At 69.2% G+C, this 20,242-nt stretch carries 22 protein-coding genes and 1 pseudogene; 15 read left to right on the top strand and 8 right to left on the bottom strand.

The features are described from left to right. Positions 1-181: 181 nt before the first annotated feature. Positions 182-355, top strand: coding sequence for a CsbD family protein (locus tag ACFYPC_RS28160; RefSeq protein ID WP_388681643.1), 174 nt, complete (start codon positions 182-184; stop codon positions 353-355). Positions 356-555: 200 nt separating this feature from the next. Here the strand turns inward: ACFYPC_RS28160 and ACFYPC_RS28155 are convergent, their stop codons facing one another. After that, positions 556-891, bottom strand: coding sequence for a hypothetical protein (locus ACFYPC_RS28155; RefSeq protein WP_388681641.1), 336 nt, complete (start codon positions 889-891; stop codon positions 556-558). Between the two features lie 311 nt (positions 892-1,202). Further along, a complete protein-coding gene (locus ACFYPC_RS28150) occupies positions 1,203-2,042 on the bottom strand; it encodes an alpha/beta fold hydrolase (protein WP_388681638.1) in 840 nt (279 codons plus the stop codon). A gap of 158 nt (positions 2,043-2,200) precedes the next feature. On the opposite strand from ACFYPC_RS28150, the gene ACFYPC_RS28145 reads away from it, so the two are divergent. The 5 genes from ACFYPC_RS28145 (at position 2,201) to ACFYPC_RS28125 (ending at position 6,298) form a co-directional block, all read left to right on the top strand. Then, positions 2,201-2,905, top strand: coding sequence for a GAF and ANTAR domain-containing protein (locus ACFYPC_RS28145; RefSeq protein ID WP_388681635.1), 705 nt, complete (start codon positions 2,201-2,203; stop codon positions 2,903-2,905). 54 nt (positions 2,906-2,959) lie between these two features. Continuing rightward, entirely contained in the window at positions 2,960-4,024 is a 1,065-nt protein-coding gene (locus ACFYPC_RS28140; RefSeq protein ID WP_388681632.1) for an NAD(+)/NADH kinase, read from the top strand. 69 nt (positions 4,025-4,093) lie between these two features. Next, entirely contained in the window at positions 4,094-4,549 is a 456-nt protein-coding gene (locus tag ACFYPC_RS28135; protein ID WP_388681630.1) for a MarR family winged helix-turn-helix transcriptional regulator, read from the top strand. Next, positions 4,546-5,478: an ABC transporter ATP-binding protein gene (locus ACFYPC_RS28130; protein WP_388681627.1), complete on the top strand. Its 933-nt coding sequence runs from the start codon at positions 4,546-4,548 to the stop codon at positions 5,476-5,478. Before ACFYPC_RS28135 ends, ACFYPC_RS28130 begins: the two co-directional genes overlap by 4 nt. Then, positions 5,438-6,298, top strand: a complete 861-nt coding sequence (locus tag ACFYPC_RS28125; protein ID WP_388681625.1) for an ABC transporter permease — start codon at positions 5,438-5,440, stop codon at positions 6,296-6,298. Before ACFYPC_RS28130 ends, ACFYPC_RS28125 begins: the two co-directional genes overlap by 41 nt. Positions 6,299-6,338: 40 nt before the next feature. Here the strand turns inward: ACFYPC_RS28125 and ACFYPC_RS28120 are convergent, their stop codons facing one another. After that, positions 6,339-6,521: an antitoxin gene (locus ACFYPC_RS28120; RefSeq protein WP_388681623.1), complete on the bottom strand. Its 183-nt coding sequence runs from the start codon at positions 6,519-6,521 to the stop codon at positions 6,339-6,341. Positions 6,522-6,712: 191 nt separating this feature from the next. On the opposite strand from ACFYPC_RS28120, the gene ACFYPC_RS28115 reads away from it, so the two are divergent. Beyond that, entirely contained in the window at positions 6,713-8,371 is a 1,659-nt protein-coding gene (locus ACFYPC_RS28115) for an MFS transporter (RefSeq protein ID WP_388681620.1), read from the top strand. Here the strand turns inward: ACFYPC_RS28115 and ACFYPC_RS28110 are convergent. Further along, positions 8,362-10,953 carry a SpoIIE family protein phosphatase gene (locus ACFYPC_RS28110; RefSeq protein ID WP_388681777.1) on the bottom strand — a complete coding sequence of 864 codons (2,592 nt, stop codon included), beginning with the start codon at positions 10,951-10,953 and terminating at the stop codon, positions 8,362-8,364. The two genes, ACFYPC_RS28115 and ACFYPC_RS28110, sit on opposite strands and share 10 nt — an antisense overlap. A 336-nt stretch (positions 10,954-11,289) precedes the next feature. On the opposite strand from ACFYPC_RS28110, the gene ACFYPC_RS28105 reads away from it, so the two are divergent. From ACFYPC_RS28105 to ACFYPC_RS28090, 4 genes and pseudogenes are all read left to right on the top strand, one after another. Next, positions 11,290-11,526 (top strand): DUF6296 family protein, encoded by a 237-nt coding sequence (locus ACFYPC_RS28105; RefSeq protein ID WP_388681617.1) that lies wholly within the window; start codon positions 11,290-11,292, stop codon positions 11,524-11,526. A 131-nt stretch (positions 11,527-11,657) separates the two neighbouring features. After that, positions 11,658-11,916 (top strand): annotated as a pseudogene (locus ACFYPC_RS28100) (ABC transporter); the annotation flags it as partial. A gap of 114 nt (positions 11,917-12,030) precedes the next feature. Continuing rightward, positions 12,031-12,225 (top strand): hypothetical protein, encoded by a 195-nt coding sequence (locus tag ACFYPC_RS28095; protein ID WP_365433812.1) that lies wholly within the window; start codon positions 12,031-12,033, stop codon positions 12,223-12,225. Then, positions 12,225-12,533 (top strand): hypothetical protein, encoded by a 309-nt coding sequence (locus tag ACFYPC_RS28090; protein ID WP_388681774.1) that lies wholly within the window; start codon positions 12,225-12,227, stop codon positions 12,531-12,533. The genes ACFYPC_RS28095 and ACFYPC_RS28090 overlap by 1 nt, the downstream gene beginning before the upstream one ends. 49 nt (positions 12,534-12,582) lie before the next feature. Here the strand turns inward: ACFYPC_RS28090 and ACFYPC_RS28085 are convergent, their stop codons facing one another. The 3 genes from ACFYPC_RS28085 to ACFYPC_RS28075 form a co-directional block, all read right to left on the bottom strand. Further along, positions 12,583-13,203, bottom strand: coding sequence for an L-threonylcarbamoyladenylate synthase (locus tag ACFYPC_RS28085; RefSeq protein ID WP_388681614.1), 621 nt, complete (start codon positions 13,201-13,203; stop codon positions 12,583-12,585). A gap of 168 nt (positions 13,204-13,371) precedes the next feature. Beyond that, complete coding sequence (locus ACFYPC_RS28080; protein ID WP_388681611.1) at positions 13,372-13,737, bottom strand: cupin domain-containing protein; 366 nt, start codon at positions 13,735-13,737, stop codon at positions 13,372-13,374. A gap of 79 nt (positions 13,738-13,816) precedes the next feature. Further along, positions 13,817-14,452, bottom strand: coding sequence for a DUF1345 domain-containing protein (locus tag ACFYPC_RS28075; RefSeq protein ID WP_388681609.1), 636 nt, complete (start codon positions 14,450-14,452; stop codon positions 13,817-13,819). Between the two features lie 223 nt (positions 14,453-14,675). Here ACFYPC_RS28075 and ACFYPC_RS28070 point away from each other — a divergent pair, with 223 nt between their 5' ends. Further along, positions 14,676-15,323 carry an HD domain-containing protein gene (locus ACFYPC_RS28070; protein WP_388681606.1) on the top strand — a complete coding sequence of 216 codons (648 nt, stop codon included), beginning with the start codon at positions 14,676-14,678 and terminating at the stop codon, positions 15,321-15,323. After that, a complete protein-coding gene (locus ACFYPC_RS28065) occupies positions 15,311-16,315 on the top strand; it encodes a GlxA family transcriptional regulator (RefSeq protein WP_388681603.1) in 1,005 nt (334 codons plus the stop codon). Before ACFYPC_RS28070 ends, ACFYPC_RS28065 begins: the two co-directional genes overlap by 13 nt. A gap of 19 nt (positions 16,316-16,334) precedes the next feature. Here the strand turns inward: ACFYPC_RS28065 and ACFYPC_RS28060 are convergent, their stop codons facing one another. Next, entirely contained in the window at positions 16,335-18,380 is a 2,046-nt protein-coding gene (locus tag ACFYPC_RS28060; protein ID WP_388681600.1) for a SpoIIE family protein phosphatase, read from the bottom strand. 285 nt (positions 18,381-18,665) lie between these two features. On the opposite strand from ACFYPC_RS28060, the gene ACFYPC_RS28055 reads away from it, so the two are divergent. Continuing rightward, entirely contained in the window at positions 18,666-19,742 is a 1,077-nt protein-coding gene (locus ACFYPC_RS28055) for a dihydrodipicolinate reductase (protein ID WP_388681597.1), read from the top strand. Between the two features lie 10 nt (positions 19,743-19,752). After that, the gene (locus ACFYPC_RS28050) at positions 19,753-20,232 is read left to right on the top strand and encodes a carboxymuconolactone decarboxylase family protein (protein WP_388681771.1); all 480 of its coding nucleotides are present in this window, start codon (positions 19,753-19,755) and stop codon (positions 20,230-20,232) included. Positions 20,233-20,242: the final 10 nt, after the last annotated feature.

Genomic DNA, 20,242 nt, shown 5'->3' with positions numbered 1-20,242 from the left:
ACGACATTACTGGATGGTAAGTCGGAGGGAGCGAGAGGGTGCCGCTCGTTCGCGGTTCCTCCGGGCGACGCTCGCGCCCGAGAAGGACCGTCCAGGCGCGATCAGTGTGTTTGGAGCGGCTTTTCTCGGTGAGTCGTACAAGTGGATCGCAAGTGTCGAGCGAGCGAGGATGTGAACCGCGATGGCCAAGAACCAGAAGGCGAAGGCCAAGATGGAGCAGGCCAAGGGCAAGGCCAAGGAGAGCGCCGGACGCACGGTCGGCAACGAGCGTCTGACCGCAGAAGGAAAGACGGATCAGGCGAAGGGTGACGCCCGCCAGGCCAAGGAGAAGGCGAAGGACGTCTTCCGCCACTGACCTCGCACCTGCGCCGCAGGGCCCGCCGCACCTGGGTGCGGCGGGCCCGCTTCGTTGTGTGTTCCCGTCTTCGTTGTGTGTTCCCGTACGCGTACAAAAGTGGCCACAAGGTGGCCTTCCTGTGCGTTCCTGGGCGCGTACGGAGGGTGATCTCCGTGTACGCCTTCGAGGCGTACCGATGGTGGCCTTCGTTCACGCGCTCACGCAGTCAGCGCCTGCCGCGGTGTGGCTGTCAGGGATGACGCGTCGCGCACCGCCGCCCGCACCGGATACGTGGTCTTCGCCGGGTCGACCACCGGATCGCCCAGCACGATGAGACCCGCCGCGTGCAAGGCGTCGCACTCGGCGGTGGGCAGCGCGACGTGGCAACCTCCTCGCGCGGCCGCGGAGCCGACGGACTGCCAGTAGCCGTACCGCCGACGTCCGTTGGCGTGCACCGTGAGGAAGACGGGACCGCGCTGCTCCATGAGGAGACGCAGCACCTCGGCACCGCCGGGGCTGAGCGGCGCGCGTGTGTGGGGGAGAGCTCGGAGCATGGGTCGTCACCGTCCTTCGGTCGGAGCCTGCGGCATGGCGCGGCGGTGGAGAAGGGGCGTCATGTGCGGGCGGCCTTTCGACGGACGGGGATCGATCGCGTACCGCTGGGAGCAGTGACGTTCTCGCTGCTGAGCATTGTTCCCGACGGCACTGACAACGCGGGCGGGCGGCGCTCCGGAGCGCCGCCTGTCTTGTCAGACACATGCTCAACTTCCCGCGTTCCACACCTCGGTGATGTCCCCAGGTCCCTCACATCTTCGATGTCCCATTCGCCTCGCAAGCGTGCAAATGCCTACTCGGCGCCGGTCATCTACCCCAGGAACGCAGCCGTGGTCGCCACGAAACGCTCGGCGTCGTCGAGCCACGGGAAGTGGCCGGCGCCCGGCTGAACGACCAGCCCGGCGTTCGGGAACAGCCCCGCGAGCTCGGTCACCGCACGAGGAGGTGAGTTCAGGTCGACCTCCCCGGCGAGCAGAAGGACCGGCGCCCCGAACAGTGCCAGTGCCGCGCGTGTGCCGTCCGGGTCGAAAGCGCCCTCGGCACCGTAGGCAGCCGCGGCCGCATTGTTGCGTTGACTGTCCTCAGCGGCGTGATGAGCTCGTGCCCGCTCGTCCCAACAACCGTAGAGAAACGGGGCGATGGCCTCCCAGGAGTCGTCCGTCGCCCGGCCGGCGGTGATCGCTTCCAGGGCCGCGAACGCCGCCGGGAACCACGGCTCGTCCCGGCGGAGCCGCGCGGTCTCGCGCCGGAGTTCCCCAGTGATCGCAAGGCCGACCGCCATGGGACTCGGTGTGATGAGTACGAGCCTGCTCACCCGCTCCGGGTGCCGGGCGGCATACAGCGCCGCCAGATTCGTACCGCCGGAATGCGCGAGCAGGTCCACCCTTTCCAGACCGAGATGCTCGCGCAGGGCGTCCACATCGTCGACAAGACGGTCGCAGCGGTACGAGGAGACGTCCTGCGGTGTCTGCGACTGTCCCGTGCCCCGCAGGTCCAGCATGACCAACTGCCGGTGCGCCGAGAGGCCGCCGAGGTCACCGAGGTACACGGACGCCTGCATCGGGCCGCCGGGCAGGCAGAGCACAGGAGTGCCGTCCCCGGCCACGTGGTAGGCGAGTTCGGTGCCGTCAGGTGCGGAGAAGCGAGGCATGGCCAAGACCCTGACAGCGCTCCAGGGCCGGAGCAACCGGATTTCCCCGGAGCCGCAAGGTCCGAGACGGCGCCGCTCTGCGCGGGGGAGGCCTCCTGGTGGCAAGATGGGAATCCGGGTGGGCGGCGGTCGCGCTTCCACAGAGAAGCAGGTGTTACATGTCGCATGAGGCCCGCGAGGACTGGGAGCGGTTCGCCGTGGCCCTGGCGGAGATGGCACGGGATCTGCTGGCCCAGGACTCGGTCCAGGCCACCATGGACCGCATCGTGGGGCATGCGACGGTTCTGATCAACGGCTGCGACGAGGCCGGCATCCTCACCGTGCACCGGGGCGAAGTGAAGGCCCTGTCGGCAACGAGCGAGGTGGTGCGCACGGCGGACCGGATCCAGCAGGACCTGGAAGAGGGGCCCTGTTTCGACGCGGTGACCGACCGTACGCAGGTCTACGCCATCGAGGACCTGAACCGTCCCCACGAGCGCTGGTCCCGCTTCGCCCCCGAGCTGCGGAAGCTGGGCATGGGAAGCATGATGGGCTTTTTGCTCTTCACCGAGGACGACGATCTCGGTGCACTCAATCTCTACTCCCACCAGCCGCGCACCTTCGACGACGTGGCCCAGCGGGCGGGCTGGATCCTCGCCTCGCACGCGGCCGTCGCGTTCTCCGCGGCCCGCACCCACCAGCAGCTCGGCCACGCCCTGGAAACCCGCCACGAAATCGGTGAGGCCATGGGAATTCTCATGGAACGCCACGGCCTGACCGAGGAAAGGGCCTTCGGCGTCCTCAAGAAGGCATCCCAGGACCACAACATCAAACTCCGCGAGATCGCCCGCCGGATCTGTGAGACAGGGGAGAGGCCGGCCTGAGGGCCTCTGCGGAACGGGCGAGAGGCCTGCCCGAGCACGCAACTGGAGGTTTCCATGGCCGTAGAGCGCGTGGGCCTGGTGGTCCACATGGGCCGCCCGGCCGCCAAGGACGTCGCCCGCACGGTCCACGAGTGGTGCGACGCCCACGACATCCCCTGCGCCGACATCGATGTGTGGGCCAAGGACCACCAACGCCTCGGCGGCCGTGCGGAGGCGCAGGCAGCGGGCAACCCCGACCTCGTGGTGACCCTCGGCGGTGACGGTACGTTCCTCAGAGGCGCGCGGATCGCGCTCAAGAGCGGGGCGAACGTTCTGGGCGTCGACCTCGGCAAGGTGGGCTTCCTCACCGAAGTGCAGGCGTGCGACGTCGGCGAAGCGCTGGAAGCCGTCCACCACGGCCGTGCCACCGTCGAAGAACGCATGACGCTGACCATGCGCGCCTCCCGGGCCCTGGAGATTCCCGAGCGGATGGAAGCCCTGCTGCGCTACGGCCGCGGTCCCGCGCTTCCGCCGCCGCAGGTGCGCCCCGAGACCACCGAGGGGAAGGGCTGGGGCCTGGCCCTCGACGTGCTGGCCCTGAACGACGTCGTCGTGGAGAAACTGGCCCGGGACCGCCAGGTGAGCCTGGGCGTCTACCTGGCAGGCCGCCTGCTGGCCTTCTACTCGGCCGACGCCGTCGCGGTCGCCACCCCGACCGGCTCCACCGCCTACTGCTTCGCCGCCGGCGGCCCGATCCTCTCCCCGCACATGGACGGGCTCGTCTTCACCCCGATCGCGCCCCACATGACCTTCAACCGCAGTGTCGTGGCCGCCCCCGACGAACCGGTGGCCCTGCGCGTCCTGCCGCATTCGGGACAGGCCGCGGTCAGCGTCGACGGCCAGTTGCGCGGAGTGCTCGACCCCGGCGACTGGATCGGCGTATTCCGCGCCCCGCAGCGAGCGCGCCTCATCCGCCTGCGTCCCACCGACTTCTACGGCAGGCTCCGCGACCGGTTCCGGCTCACCGACGCACCCGCCACGGTGACGGACGGGGAACCGGCACCGTTCTTCCGGCCCGACTCCCCGGTGCCCCCGGATCTCGCCCACCTGCGACTGCCCCCGCCCCCCGCGGCCCACTGAACCCACTGCTTACCCCATCTTGACCTTCCCTTTCCCGAAATACCTCTGACACAGAGCTATTGTCGAAGCGTGGAGTCAGAGAGCCTTCCCGAGGCGCTTGCCGACACCCTGGCCGGACTGCAGAGGCTGATCAGGCGGCGGCTGCGCAGCGGCACGACCGCGCCGCACCTGCGCGGTGCCGAGATCGATCTGCTGCGTCTGGTCGTGACCCGGCCCGGCGTCGGTGTGTCGGAGGCCGCGAAGGACCTCTACCTGGCGGGCAATTCGGTCTCGACGCTCGTCAACCAGCTGGTCCGGCAGGGCTATCTGTTCCGCGAGACGGACCCCGCCGACCGGCGGGCCGCGCGACTGCTGCCCACACCGGCCGCCGAAGCACGGCTGCGCGACTGGCGGGAACGCCGCGGCGCGCTCGTACGCCGGCAGGTGACCCGTCTCGACGAGGCCGACCGCGCCGCACTGCAGGCAGCCCTCCCGGCCCTGCGCAAGCTGGCGGCGAACCTGCACGAGGAGGCCGAGGAGACATGACGCGCGACATGACCGGAAGGGGAGACCCCGTGCAACAGGGGAGCACTGGGAACGGCGAGGAGGCACGCGCCGACGACGTCCGGGCCGCAGTGGCCGGTCCCCCTACGGACGCCGTCACCTGCTCCGGCCTCACCTACACCTTCGGCGCGACGACCGCCGTCGACGCACTCGACCTCTCCGTCCGCGACGGCGAGGTGTTCGGTCTGCTGGGCCCCAACGGCGCCGGCAAGACCACGGCCATCCGCTGCATCACCACGCTCCTGCCGGTTCCCGCCGGCATGGTCCGCGTGTTCGGTCACGACGCCACCCGCGAACGTATGCCGGTGCGCCGCCTGTTGGGCTACGTACCGCAGCAGCTCTCCGCCGACTCCGGGCTCACCGGCCGGGAGAACGTGGAACTGTTCGCCCGCGTCTTCGACGTCTCGCGCAAGGAACGCGCGGCACGCGTGGACCAGGCGCTGGCGGCGGTCGACCTCTCCGAGGTGGCCGACCGGCTCGCCAAGACGTACTCCGGAGGTATGGTCCGCCGTCTGGAACTCGCCCAGGCCCTGGTCAGCGCGCCCCGGCTGCTGATCCTCGACGAACCGACGATCGGCCTCGACCCGATCGCCCGGACCAGCGTGTGGGACCACATCAACGCCGTACGCGCCGCCACCGGCATGACCGTCCTGGTGACGACCCACTACATGGACGAGGCCGACCAGTACTGCGACCGCGTCGCGCTGATGCACCAGGGCCAGGTCCACGCCCTGGGCACCTCCGAGGAGCTGAGGAGGGGTCTCGGCGAACGGCGTGGAATGACGAAGCCCGGTGAACTGCCCACGCTGGAGGACGTCTTCCGCGACATCGCCGGCAGCGGCCTCGACGACAAGTCAGGAGACTTCAGCGATGTCCGAAGCACCCGCCGTACCGCGACCCGTGTCGGCTGACCACGTCCACCCGGCCGGCCTCGACCTGCTCCTCGTACCGCCGCGGGCGCGTACCGGCTGGCGGGTGCTGCCCGCCCGGGTCGCCGCGATGTGCGCGGTGGAGCTGCAGAAGATCCGCCACGACCGTACCGAGTTGTACACGCGGGCGGTCCAGCCGGCGCTGTGGCTGCTGATCTTCGGCGAGACCTTCACCAAGATCAAGGCGATACCCACCGGTGGCATCCCCTACATCGACTACATGGCGCCCGGCATCATCGCGCAGTCCGCGATGTTCATCGCCATCTTCTACGGCATCCAGATCATCTGGGAGCGCGACGCCGGCATCCTCACGAAACTGCTCGTCACCCCGACTCCGCGGTCGGCGCTCATCACGGGCAAGGCCTTCGCGTCCGGGGTCAAAGCGGTGATCCAGGCGGTCGTGGTCGTCCTCATCGCCGCACTGCTCGGCGTAGGGATGACCTGGAACCCCCTTCGCCTGCTGGGCGTTGTGGTGGCCGTCATCCTGGGGTCGGCCTTCTTCTCCTGCCTCTCGATGACCATCGCGGGCATCGTGCTCAGCAGGGACCGCCTGATGGGTATCGGCCAGGCCATCACGATGCCGCTGTTCTTCGGCTCCAACGCCCTTTACCCGGTGGACATCATGCCCGGCTGGCTCCAGGTCGTCAGCAGGATCAACCCGCTGAGTTACCAGGTGGACGCGCTGCGCGGGCTCTTGCTCGGCACGCCCGCCCACCTGGCACTCGACTTCGGCGTCCTGGCCGTGGCCGCGGCGCTCGGCATCTGGTCCGCCTCGGCGCTACTGGGCCGCCTGGCCCGTTGAGCCCGACGCGAGCACCAGGCCACGTACGCACCGCAGTTGGCTACCGGTTGTCCTCGGGGCGCGTGCCGAACTGGTCCATGAGCTTGTCCTGGCCGGTGTCGACCTGGCCGCTGTACTTGCCCTGGGTCCTGTCGTCGACGGCGTCGCCCGCCTTGTCGATGCCCTTGTCGGCCTGTGCTTCGTGGCCCTTGAGCATGTTCTTCAGCTTGTCCATTACGGACATGATGGTGTCCTCTCGCTCTTGCCCCCACGGTCCAGTGTTCCCGCGGACGCCCGTGCGCGCATCTCAGCGCCGCGGAAAGCGGCGCCCGCCTGGACACGGGCATGATCGATTGGTGGGGTCGGGTACACCGCACTAACGTCGGTGTGGCGAACGTCCACGTTCACTCCTGACTGAGACGCAGGACATTCCCCATGACAGGCGCTCAGAAGACACCCACCGAGCCTGCCGAATCCCCGGAGCGGGGCAAGGGCAGCGGTATCGCACTCCTCGTCATCGCCTCGTGCCAGCTGATGGTGGTCCTCGACATCACCATCGTGAACATCGCCCTGCCGCACATCCAGACCTCGCTCGGCTTCTCGACCGAGAACCTGTCCTGGGTGATCAACGCCTACACGCTGACCTTCGGAGGTCTGCTGCTGCTCGGCGGGCGACTGGGCGACATCCTCGGCCGGCGCAGGGTCTTCATCTTCGGCGTGCTGCTCTTCGTGTTCGCCTCCCTGCTCGGCGGACTCTCCCAGGAATCATGGCAGTTGCTGGCAGCACGCGCGCTTCAGGGCGTCGGAGGCGCCATCGCCTCTCCCACCGCCCTGTCGCTGATCACCACGACCTTCCGTGAAGGGCCCGACCGCAACAGGGCGTTCGGGGTCTTCGCCGCCGTCTCGGCGGGCGGCAGCGCGATCGGACTGCTCGCGGGCGGACTGCTCGTGGAGTGGCTCGACTGGCGTTGGGTCCTCTTCGTCAACGTGCCCATCGGCCTGCTGATCGTGCTCGCGACACCCCGCTACATCCGCGAATCCGAGCGCCACCCGGGCCACTTCGACCTCCTCGGCGCGCTCACCTCCACCCTCGGCATGGTGTTGCTCGTCTACGGCTTCATCCGCGCCTCGGAAGACGGCTGGAGCGACAGCGTGACCGTCGTGGCCTTCGTGGCCGCGGTCGTGTTCCTCGCCCTGTTCATCATCACCGAGCGCCGGTCCAGGCAGCCCATCACCCCGCTGTGGATGTTCCGCGACCGCAACCGAGCCGGCGTCTACGCGATGATGCTGACCCTGGCCGCCGCGATGTTCGGCATGTTCTTCTTCCTGACCCTCTTCGTGCAGAACATCCTGGGCTTCAGTCCGCTGCGGGCCGGGCTCGCCTTCCTGCCGGTGAGCGTGATCATCGCGATCGGCGCCGGATTCGCCTCGCAACTGCTGCCCAAGTGGGGCCCCAAGCCGTTCATGGCGGTGGGCGCGATCCTGGCCGCAGTGGGACTCGGCTGGCTGACGCTGACCGATGTCGACAGCACGTACCTGGGGAGCATTCTCGGCCCCATGCTGGTCTTCGGCTTCGGCATGGGGCTGCAGTTCGTGTCACTGACGCTCATGGCGGTGTCAGGCGTGACGCCCCAGGAGACGGGAGCGGCCTCCGGGATCCTCAACGCCACCCAGCAGGTGGGCGGATCGCTCGGCCTGTCCGTGCTGGTCACCGTCTACGGAACGGCCAGTCGCAACGAGGCCACCGACCAGGTCGCCAGGTTCATGGCCGACGCGAGCCCGGCGCAGCGACTGGAGTTCCGCAGGACCGGCCAGCTCCCGAAACCCTGGAGCGACCAGGTGCTCGCCTCCGGCATTTCCAGCTCCTTCATCGTCGCCGCCGTCTTCGCCGTCGTGGCCGCACTGGTCGCTCTGATCGTCATCCAGGTGCGCCCCGACGACCTGGAGCGCCTCCAGGGCGGCGCCGGCCTGCCGCTCGCTCAGTCCGACGGCGCTCCGGAGCCTTTGACCGACACGGGCGCGTCGGAGACTCCGGCCGACACGGGAGCGCCGGAGCCGGACACGCGTGACGGCCGGCCTCCTCCTCAGGGCTGAGCGTCGGAAGGCAGCGGCTGCTCGCTCCAGATCACCTTGCCCGTGGGGGTGTAGCGGGTGCCCCAGCGTTCGGAGAGCTGCGCGACAAGGAACAGTCCGCGTCCGCCCTCGTCGGTGCTGGCCGAGTACCGCAGGTGGGGTGAGGTGCTGCTGGTGTCGAAGACCTCGCAGATCAGACTGCGGTCGCGCAGCATCCGTACCTGGATCGGTCCGCTGCCGTAGCGGATCGCGTTGGTGACCAGCTCGCTGAGTATCAGCTCCGTGGCGAACACCATGTCGTCCAGACCCCATTGGGCAAGCTGCCGGGTGACTGACGCGCGTACGTCGCCGACGGCCGCCGGATCGGCCGGCACCTGCCATTCGGCGATCCGGTCGGCACCGAGGGCGTGGGTACGGGCCACGATCAGGGCGATGTCATCGCTCGGCCGGGCCGGCAGCAGGGCGTCCAGCACGGCCTGGCAGGTGTCCTCCGGTGACCGGTCGGCCCCCGTCAGGGCGGTGCGCAGCATTTCCAGCCCTACGTCGATGTCCCGTTCCCTGTCCTCGACGAGCCCGTCGGTGTAGAGAACCAGCCGGCTGCCCTCATCGAGGACGAGATCGACCGTCTCGAACGGAAGGCCGCCGAGGCCCAGCGGCGGACCGGCCGGCACCTCGGGGAACTCGACGCTGCCGTCGGGACGGACCAGCGCCGGGGGAGGGTGGCCGGCCCGGGCGACCGTGCACTTCCGGGAGGTCGGGTCGTAGATCGCGTACAGACACGTGGCGCCGGTGATGGCGGCGCCGCTGTCCTGCGCGTCCTCGTCCTGGTCGATTCGGCCGACCAACTCGTCGAGAAGCCCCAGCAGTTCGTCGGGCGGCAGGTCCAGTGCCGAGAAGTTGTGCACGGCGGTACGCAGCCGCCCCATCGTGGCCGCGGCGTGCAGCCCGTGCCCGACGACATCGCCCACCACGACGGCGACCCGGGTGCCCGACAGCGGCAGTACGTCGAACCAGTCCCCGCCCACCCCCGCCTGCGCCGGGAGGTAGCGGTAGGCGATGTCCAGGGCGGTCTGCTCGGGCAGGTTGCGCGGCAGCAGGCTGCGCTGCAGCGTCACGGCCATGGTGTGCTCGCGTGTGTAGCGGCGCGCGTTGTCGATGGACACAGCGGCGCGCGCCACCAGTTCCTCGGCGAGCGTCAGCTCCTCCACGTCGAAGGGCTCCGGCCGCTCGGAGCGCCAGAACTGGACCACGCCCATCACCAGCGGGCCCACCCGCAGCGGAACGGTGATCAGCGAGTGGATTCCGTACTCCACGACCTGCGCGGAGCGCTCCAGGTCCTGGGCGAGCCAGCCGGTGGCCTTGCTGAGATCGGGCTCCACGAGGGACTGGCCGGTGCTGAGGCTGCGGGCCTGCGGTGAGGTGGCGACGAAGGTGATCTGCCGTCCCACCGGGTAGAGAGGGGCGTCGTCGCGGATTCCGCTGGACGCCGTCCGGCGCAGCCTGCCGATCGTCTCGGGCTCCTCGCCGCTGTGCACGGCCTCCGCCAGATCCACGGTGACGAAGTCGGCGAACCTCGGAACGGCCACCTCCGCCAGCTCCTCGGCGGTGCGGGTCACGTCCAGGCTCGTGCCGACGCCCACCCCCGCGTCGTAGAGGAGCTTGAGGCGTTCGCGTGCCACGTCGGCCCTGCCGGACAGCGCCCGCAGCTCGGTCGAGTCACGCAGCGTCGCGACACTGCCGGACGGGCCGCCCTGGAGGTCCGTCGACCGTTGGTTGACCGCAACCAGCCGGTCGCCGACCAGATGCACCTCGTCCGTGGCGACCCGTCCCGAGGCCAGCAGGCCGACGATGTCCGACTCGAGGCCGAGTTCCGCGAGGAGCCGTCCGTCGGCGTCCTTGGGCAGGTCGAGCAGTCGATGCGCCTCGTCGTTGGCGAGCAGCAGCCGTCCCTCGTCGCTGATGATGATCACGCCCTCCCGGACGGCGTGCAGCACCGCGTCGTGGTGCTCGTACATCCGGGTCATCTCGAACGGGCCGAGGCCCCGCGTCTGGCGCAGCAGCCGCTTGCTCACGAGTGCCGTCCCGGCCGTGGCCAGGGCGAGCGCGGCGGCCGCGGCTGCCAGCAGGAGCGGAAGTTGCCGTTCCGCCACGCCGCCCACGTTCGCTGTCGTGATACCGGCCGACACCAGGCCCACGACCGATCCGTCCGGCGCCTTGATCGGAACCACGGCCTGCACCAGCGGCCCGATGGTCCCGGTGATCTCCTCGGTGATGGCGTGGCCGGCCAGAGCCGGCCCGATGTCCCCGACGAACTTCTTTCCGATCCGGTCCGGGAACGGGTGGGTGTAGCGGATTCCGTCGGTGTTCATGACAACGATGAAATCCACCTTCGTCGCCTTGCGCGCGGCTTCGGCCCGAGGCTGGAGCACAGCGGTGGGGTCGGGGGAGCGCAGCGCCTCGACGGTGCCGGGCGCGTTGGCGAAGGTCTCGGCGACGGCCAGTGAACGGTTGTGGGCCTCCAGAGTGCTGTCGTGCCGCACTTGGAGCACCAGCGCCACCACCGCGGACACCACCAGCAGCAGGACGATCACCACTTGCAGCATGAACACCTGGCCGGCCACGCTGCGCCCGCTCAGCGCCGCCCACAGCCGGCCGAGCGGCCGCTTGTGTGGCCCGCTCCCGTCCGGCACCCGTGGATCGGGCGGTCTGTGGGGTGCCCGGGTCGACTGGGCCCGGGATCGACCCATTAGTCGGACCATGTGCATATGTCTACACTGCCCGGCGCCCGGAGGCGAGAGGCGTCACCCGTGGTGACAGAGGCGGGAGTGGCTTGTCGCGGCCGCTGGGTACTGCTTCCGGGATGGTCTGGCTGCATCATGGAGGTGGGACTGTTTGTCATCATTTGTCTCTCGGGACTGTCTCAAGCGCTGGAGGTCGTCATGGAAACCAAGGACCGCTACCGGCTCTCCTTCACCCATCAGCGATCAGACAAGGACTCCGCGACGGATGAGGTGATCGTCGAACGGACCGACACGGTAGGACCGGGCGGAAACCCCGTGTACTGCGATCCCACCGGCATCCTCCGTGCCGAAATCAGCCCGGCAGGCGAGGTGCGGATGCTGGTCAGCGGCGCCTACCAGGCGCCGACGGCCCCCTCCGTCGAACCGCTTCCCTGAGAGCCCGCACCTCGGCGGATTCCACCCGACGTGGTCCTCCGCCGAAGTATCCGTTGTCAGAAGGTAGTTCACGCCACTCGGGAGCTGTCAACGCGGCTCGACTCCTGGTGGGACGGAACGGGCTTCACCTCGCCTCCAGTCGTGGCAAGTCGGTGCTCGGCGAGCGGACGAGGTTCGACGCGGCCCCACGCGGGCGCCGCATGGCGTCGAGCTGGTCCGCCCGCAAGGGCTTCTTCCTGCGGGCCGAGACCGCACTCGACGCCCTGGGCAGGGAAGGCTTCTCCCTGGAGTCGGTGAGTCACGGCGAAGGCTTTCAAGAAGGGCGGCCAGGTCGTCTGCGCCACCCACTCCCCACTGCTGACCGCCCTGCCGGGCGCGGACATCGTCGAGCCGTAGAGCTCAGTTGCTGCTCGGCCGGTTCGACGCGAGCCGCGGCCGGCTGGCGACGGCGCACTCCCCGGCGGCCCTGGCGGTGACGCCAGGTGTGCCACTACATTTGGCTGCATGAGTGTAGTCACTGTGCGGATCCCCGACACCATGGACCACGCGTTGCGTGCGGCCGCTGCCGACGCGCCCTCGCTGAACGCCTACATCGTGCAGGCCGTGCGCCGTCAGATGACGCTCGACGCCGCCCGCAAGCTGGCCGCCGTCGATGCCCACGCCGCCCTCGACCTCGACGGCGAGGGCGACGCCCTGTGATGATCCGCAAGGGCGACGTGTGGGATGTCGACACCGGCAAGGGCACCCGCACGGTGCTGGTCGTGAGCCTCGACGGGCTCGCCGACGCGTACGGGGCCGTCGTCGCGCTCGTCCTGCATGCCCCGGCCGTGCACCCCGACACCGCCATGAGCGTGCGCCTGTCCGCGCCGGTGGAGGCGTCGGTCGTCGCCGTCAACCTCGTTCAGCTGTCGGCATCCCGCTTCGAGACGGGGACCCCGCACGGCAACATCGGCTCCGAACAGCAGGCGCTCGTCGACAACGCACTCCGCGCGGTCCTCGACCTGTGAGTGCCGGCGGCGTGCGGCGCCGCCCGCCCGGAGGCCGAACTATTCGAAGCTACTCGAACCGGGAAGGGTCTCCGGCTCCCCTGCGTACGATTTCTGCTTCCCCGCTGGAGAAGTCGATGACTGTTGTCGGCTCGGTGCCGCAGTCACCGGAGTCGAGGACGGCGTCCACCACGTGATCGAGTTCCTCCTTGATCTCCCATCCCTGGGTCAGGGGCTTGTCCTCGCCGGGCAGGAGCAGGGTGCTCGACAGCAGCGGCTCGCCGAGTTCGGCGAGGAGTGCCTGGGCGGCGACATGGTCGGGGATCCGGACGCCGACGGTCTTCTTCTTCGGGTGCAGCAGCCTGCGCGGAGCCTCCTTCGACGCCGGGAGGATGAAGGTGTAGCTCCCGGGTGTCGACGATTTGATCGCCCGGAACACCGTGTTGTCGAGGTGCACGAAATGGCCCAGCTGCGCGAAGTCCTGGCACATCAGCGTGAAGTGGTGGCGGTCGTCGAGCCGACGGATCGAGCGGATCCGGTCGAGCCCCTCCCGATTGCCCAGCTGACACCCGAGCGCGAAGCACGAGTCCGTCGGATAGGCGACGAGACCTCCGCCGCGGATGATCTCTGCCACCTGGCTGATGGTGCGCGGCTGCGGGTTCTCAGGGTGCACGTCAAAGTACTTGGCCATACACCGAGCTTAGGACCGCGGAGGCGCCGTTTCCGACCGCGCCCCAAGGTCTCCTTCGCCGCAGCCCGCAGCCCGCAGCCCGCAGCCCGCAGCCCGCAGCCCGCAGCCAGGGCTGAGCGCTCCTGAGTGCTACTCGCTGCCTGCCGGTTTCTACCGGGCAGGCCGGTACTAAGCGTCCGATGCCTTCGCGTACTCCTTCGCCATGCCTCCGGCGAAGTCGTACACCACGGCCTGTTCGTCTCCCACGACCCACGCGTCGTGGCCGGGCGGGACGACGAACACGTCGCCGGGTCCGACCTCACTCTCGCCGCCGTCGTCCATGCGGATGTGCATGCGTCCCTGCACGACATAGCCGTTGTGATGGACCTGGCAGCTCTCGGTTCCCGCGATGGGGGCCACGGACTCGGACCACCGCCAGCCCGGCTCGAAGGTGCCCACGGCGAAGTCGAGCCCGGTGAGGTGCACGGCTTCGAGGTGACCGCGGGGGAAATCGCGCCGCTCATCCGGCTTGTCGAGCGTTTTGACCTCGATCATGACGGCTCCCTTCACATCAGAACCCCTGCACTCCATCGTCTGCCTGTCCAGCCGGGTGCGCCATTCGGAGGAGACCTCGTCAGACGCTGACGATGCCCACGACGACATTGATGGCCGTGGCCAGAATGCTGGTGCCGAATACGTACGACAGCAGAGTGTGTCTGAGCACTATCGAGCGGATCCTGGAACTCGAGACGTCGGTGTCGGAGACCTGATAGGTCATTCCGAGGTTGTAGCTGAAATAGAAGAAGTCGCGGTACGAGGGCGGCCGGTCGGAATTGAAGTCGATTCCGCCGTTGTCCTCGTAGTACACGTAGGCGTAGCGGGCGGCGTACATCAGATGCAGGGCTGACCAGGCCAGGAACACCGCACACAGGGCCGTGACGGCTGCCGCCTGGCCGTCGTACGCCTTGCTGCCGCGCACAAGCAGGAGCACGATCGCGGACAGCCCGCACAGGGCCACCGCGACCACCACGATCTCGTCGGTCACGGGGTCGAAGTCCTCGCGCCGTGCGTTTCGGCGGGTGGCGGCCGCGTCCATGGGCCACAGCACCAGCCAGCCCGCCACGACGAAGAACAGTTCCGTCGCGGCGATCCCCGCCAGCAGCCCCAGAAGGATGTCCGTCTGCAGTCCTACCACCACACCGCCCCCGGCTCCGAGGACCACTGAGCCTGTCAGTCGCGGCACCGCATCCAGGGGAAGCATCATCGTCATACACGGCGACGTTAGCCCTGTCGCGGCAGGTGAGCCCGGCGGCCCCCTGTGACTGGCCATCAGCGCCTTCACGGGCGCCCGTGCGGCGTACGGCATGCGCGTGTCCGTATCTGTGGGTTGTACGGCCCTGTCGCCATGGCGACGCGCCACCGTTGCGACGAGGCTGGACCGTGTCGCCGGACGTACCGGCGGCGGCAATGAGCAAGAAGTGCGGGTGAACGCGATGACCACCGATTCCAACCCGGTCCCCGGGGTGAGCGTGCCGGACACCAAGCTGGCCAGGGAAGCGACTGAACTGGTCAGGGACACCACGAGCGACCTCGTCTACCACCACTCGCGCCGCGTGTACCTGTTCGGTGCGCTGCAGGGCCGCAACCGCGACCTGAGCTTCGACCCCGAACTCCTCTATTTCGGCGCGATGTTCCACGACCTGGGCCTGTCCGAGCGCTTCCACTCCAGCGGACGCCGCTTCGAGGTGGACGGAGCGGACGAGGCCCGTCGCTTCCTGCGGTCGCACGATGTGCCCGAGGACAGCATCCGCCGCGTGTGGACGGCGATCGCCCTGCACACCACGCCCGGCATCCCGCAGTTCATGGAGCCGGAGGTCGCCCTGGTGACCGCGGGTGTCGAATACGACGTCCTGGGCATCGGCTACGAGGACATCTCCGCCGCCGACCGCGCGCGGATCGTCGCCCTGCACCCCCGGCCCGACTTCAAGAAGCAGATCCTCGGCGCGTTCACCGACGGCATCCGCCCCAAGCCGGAGACCACCTTCGGCAACGTCAAGGCCGACGTACTGGAGCACTACGTACCCGGCTTCGAGCGGGGAGACTTCGTCCGCACCATCCTGGACTCTCCGTGGCCCGAGTGATCCCCGGCGTCTTCGGCACCGCGGCCCACGTCGTCGCGGTGCTGGCCTTCGACGGTGTACAACTCCTCGACGTCACCGGCCCCGTGGAGGTCCTGACGACGGCCAACGCCTACGGAGCCCGCTACGACGTGCGCCTGGTGTCCATCACCGGAGCCGACATCCGCACCTCGGCGAACGTCCGCATCGGCGTCGACGGCAGCTGGGACGAAGTACCCGCCCGACTGGGCACGTTGATCGTCCCCGGCAGACGCGAATGGCGCCAGGCAGTCGCCGACGACGGCCTGGTCGCCGCGGCCGTGAGCCTGGCCGGACGCGCCGAGCGAGTCGCATCCGTGTGCGCCGGCGCCTTCCTGCTGGCGGAAGCGGGAGCGCTCGACGACCGCCGGGCCGCGACTCATTGGCAGCTCGCCCACGAGCTGGCCGCCGCCTATCCGAGGGTGAGGGTCGAGACGGATCCGCTGTTCGTACGGGACGGCAACGTCATCACCTCCGCGGGTGTCACCTCGGGTATCGACCTCACGCTGGCCATCGTCGAGGAGGATTACGGTCCCGACACGGCCCGCGAGGTCGCCCGTGAACTCGTCGTCTTCATGGCGCGCCCCGGCGGCCAGTCGCAGTTCAGTGCCCGCCTGACCCCACGGGACGCCACTGACCTGGTCGTTCGCCGCGTCATGAACCTGGTGGGAGCCGACCCCGCCGCGGCCCGCGACCTGGACGCGCTCGCCCGCGGCGCCGGAGTCAGCACCCGCCACCTGAGCAGACTCTTCCGTGCGCAGACGGGAATGACCGTCGGCCAGTACGTCGAGTCGGTACGCCTCGAAGCCGCGCGGGCACTTCTGGAATCCGGCAGCGACACCGTCGACGCGGTCGCCGAGCAGGCCGGCTTCGGCTCGGCGGAGTCCATGCGCCGAGTCTTCCAGCAGGCGCTGGGTGTCTCACCGACGGCGTACCGGGCGCGGTTCCGTACGACGGGCAGGGCGGCGGACGGGTGACTGGCCCGGCCTGTCGCCTTCAGTCGCGCGTGCGGGCCAACAGCAGGGCGACATCGTCGTCGGGCTCGGGACGCAACGCGTCCAGAAGCATGTCGCTGATCCGCTCCAAGGACAGCCGCGTGGTCTGCAGGAGCCGTGTCATCGTGTCCAGGCCCGCGTCGATGGGCTCCGTACGGTTCTCGATCAGGCCGTCGGTGTACAGGGCGAGCAGGGAGCCCGGCGGCAGTTCCACCTCCATGGTGCCGAACGGCACGCCGCCGACGCCGAGGGGCACGCCGCCGGGGATGTCGAGGAGGTCCGCACTGCCGCCGGGACGGATCACCACCGGCGGCAGGTGACCGGCGCTGGACAGCTCGCAGGTGCCCCGACGAGGGTCGCACACGGCGTAGACACAGGTGGCGATGGTGTCCCCGAGCGAACCCGCGATGTCGTCGAGGTGGCCCAACAACTCGGCGGGAGACGGATCCAGACGCGCCAGGGCGCGGGTGGCGGTGCTCAACTGCCCCATGACCGCGGCCGCTTGGACACCCTTGCCCATCACGTCACCGACGATCAGACCGGTCCGTCCCCGGCTGAGCGGCAGCACGTCGTACCAGTCCCCGCCGACCTCGCTCAGGGCAGGCAGATAGCGTACGGCGATGTCGAGACCGTCGTGGTCCACGGGAGTGCGGGGGAGCAGGCTGCGCTGGAGGGTGAGCGCGGCGCTGCGTTCGCGCCCGTAGAGGCGGGCGTTGTCGACACAGATCGCCGCGCGCGCGGCGAGTTCCGACGCGAGGATACGGTCCTGCTCGTCGAACGGTCGGGTGTTGATCGTGCGATACAGACTGAGCGTGCCCAGCACCTCGCCCCGAGCGACCAGCGGGACGGCCAGATAGGAATGGACTCCCGCCATCCGCAGGGTCTGAGCGGCGTGCGAGTCCCTGGCGATGCTTCGCATCATGGCGGAATCCACGTGTTCGACCAGGATCGGCCTGGCTTCCCGGACGCACTGGGTGATGATTCGGGTCGAACTGTAGGTGGCCAGTTCACCGACCGGGTCGGCGGCGTGAATGGCGTCCGTGAGATACCCGGCCGCCACGGCCAGCGCCCGGAACTCGGCCTGAGCGTCGCCGACGACCGCCCTGGTGGTCCCGTGGGCGACCACCGCTTCGAGTACGTCGACGGCGGCCAGGTCCGCGAGCTGCGGTACGGCCACGTCGGCCAGCTCCCGGGCGGTCTGCTGAAGATCCAGTGTGGTGCCGATGCGGGCACCGGCGTCCGCGATCACGGACAGGTGCTCGCGTGCCTGGGAGACCTCGGCCGCCGCCTGCTGCCGCTCCGAGACGTCGATGATGGACATCGCGAGGCCGAGTACGCGACCCTCCGAGTCCTGGATGCGGTGGTACGACTCCGAGTACGCGCGGTCCTCGGTGTCCGCCGGTGTCCTGCCGACGGACTGCTGGTCCAGCAGGGGCCTGCCGCTGGCCAGGACAAGACGCATGCGCGACTCGATGGCTTCCACGTCGAGACCCGGCAGCATCTCCGTGATCCGATGCCCGATGACCGCCTCCTCAGGGAGGCCGTTGATCCGCTCCAGCGCCGGATTGAGGCCCACCCAGCGCAGGTCGTTGTCGAAGACCGCGATGCCCACCGGCGTCTGCTGCACAAAGCTGTGGGACAGGGCGAGGTCCCGCTCCACGCGCCGTACGGTGGTGGCGTCCGTCACCAGGCTCAGTAGGTGGATCCGACCGTCCCTGTCGTGCAGCCGCATGGTGCGGAACTCGACGGGGCGTTCCGTGCCGTCCTTGTGCTGCATCGGGAAGACGCCCGCCCAGCGCGCTCCTGATCGCACCTGCGCGAACACCTGGCGCGCCCGTTGCAGGTTCTCGGGTGAGACGAGGAGTTCGTCGGTTCGGTGGCCGAGAGCCTCTTCCGCCCGGTATCCGAGCAAATGTTCGGCCTCGGGGCTCCACAGCACGATGTGCCCGTAGCTGTCGACCACCACGGCCGCGACCTGCAACAGGTCGAGCAGTCCTCCCGGCGCGGCGGTGACCCCGTCGTCGTTCCCGGTTGCGTACCCGTGCATTCCAGCCGCTCCTTCCGGCGCGGCACCATCGGCATCGCCAAGTCCCGCCCTTCGGGTTCTCCGATTACGTCACACCGCGCCCCGGAGGGCAACACCTGCACCACGGAGCAGCCCGGAAACCGCAGGTGGCGGGCGTAGCGCCAGGACTCCCGGCATCCCCCACGAGGCCGTTCGGGTGACGGCCCGTGCTGTCCGGAAACGTACCTCAAGGGCTCGCGGCCGATCAGACATTTTCACCGGTCATGGCCCTATGAACCTCGCGGTCCTCTGGCTACTCTCCGCCGCATGATTTCCACGGTGGTCTGGGGCACCGGCAACGTGGGCCGCGCGGCCATCCGCGCCGTCGACGCCCACCCGGCGCTGAAACTCGCGGCAGTACTCGTCCACAACTGCGACAAGGTCGGCCGCGACGCGGGCGAGCTCGGCGGCCTCCAGCAGGGACTGGGGGTCACGGCGACCGACGACATCGACGCCGTACTGGCCGCCGCTCCCGGGGCCGTCGTGTACGCGGCGACCGGCGACATCCGACCCGACGAGGCGCTCGACGACATCGGCAGGGCGATCCGCGCCGGCGCTGTGGTCGTCACCCCCGCGCTGTACCCGCTCTACGACCAGCGGAACGCCCCGCCCGAGTTCCGCGATCCGGTGCTGGAAGCCATCGCGGACGGCGGCGGCTCGCTCTTCGTCTCCGGCGTCGACCCGGGCTGGGGCAATGACGTCCTGCCCCTGCTGATCAGCGGACTCGGCACCACGATCGACGGCATCCGCTGCCAGGAGATCTTCGACTACTCCACCTACGAGCAGGAGGACTCCGTTCGCCATCTGATCGGCATGGGTCATGGCATGGACTACGAGCCGCTGATGCTCGCCCCGTCGGTCCCGACCATGGTCTGGGGCGGGCAGATACGGCTGATGGCCAGGGCCCTCGGCGTCGAACTCGACGACATCCGGGAGACGTTGGAACGCAGGGCGCTCGACGCCACGGTGACCACACGGACGATGGGGGAGTTCGAGGCGGGAACCCAGGGCGCGGTGCGGTTCGAGGTGCAGGGGATCGTCGGAGGCGAACCCCGCATCGTCATCGAGCACGTCACCCGCATCCACGGATCCTGCGCACCGGACTGGCCGACACCGCCCGACGGCGGTGACGGAGCACACCGCGTCATCATCGAGGGCCGCCCCCGCATCGAGGTCACGGTCGAGGCCACCGACGAGGGCGAGAACCGGTCCGCGGGCGGGAACGCCACCGCGGTAGGCCGGCTGGTGGGTGCCATCGACTGGCTGGTGGACGCGGAACCCGGACTCTACGACGCGCTCGACGTCCCGCTGCGCCCGGCAGCCGGCCGGCTCGGAAGGAAGTGACCCCATGACCATGCAGATCGACATCCCCGAGGGCCAGGAGCCGATCGGGTACGTGTGGGGCGAGATGGTCCCCGGCATCGGGATGGCCGCCGCGAACTTCTCGCTGTCGGTGTACGAGCACACCACCCTGGGGCTGCGCGAGTTCGAGGCCGCGCGTCTGCGTATCGCGCAGATCAACGGCTGTCTCTTCTGCCTCGACTGGCGGACCGAACGCGAGGGCCAGAAGGTCGAGGAGGGGTTCGCCGAGGCGGTCACCCAGTGGCGTACCACCGACGTTTTCGACGACCGCACCAGGCTGGCCGCGGAGTACGCCGAGCGGTACGCCCTGGACCACCACGGTCTCGATGACGAGTTCTGGACACGGATGACCGCGAACTACAGTCAGCACGAGATCGTGGAGCTGAGCATGAGCATCGGTTCCTGGCTGGCGTTCGGCCGGCTCAACCATGTACTCGGCCTCGACGCCGTGTGCGTGCTGCCCACGCACTGAACCGGGTTTC

The sequence above is a fragment of the Streptomyces sp. NPDC005808 genome (assembly GCF_042871385.1).
Classification (GTDB): Bacteria; Actinomycetota; Actinomycetes; order Streptomycetales; family Streptomycetaceae; genus Streptomyces.
The sequence above is the reverse complement of the archived record's forward strand: the minus strand, read 5'-3'. Positions and strand labels throughout refer to the sequence as shown.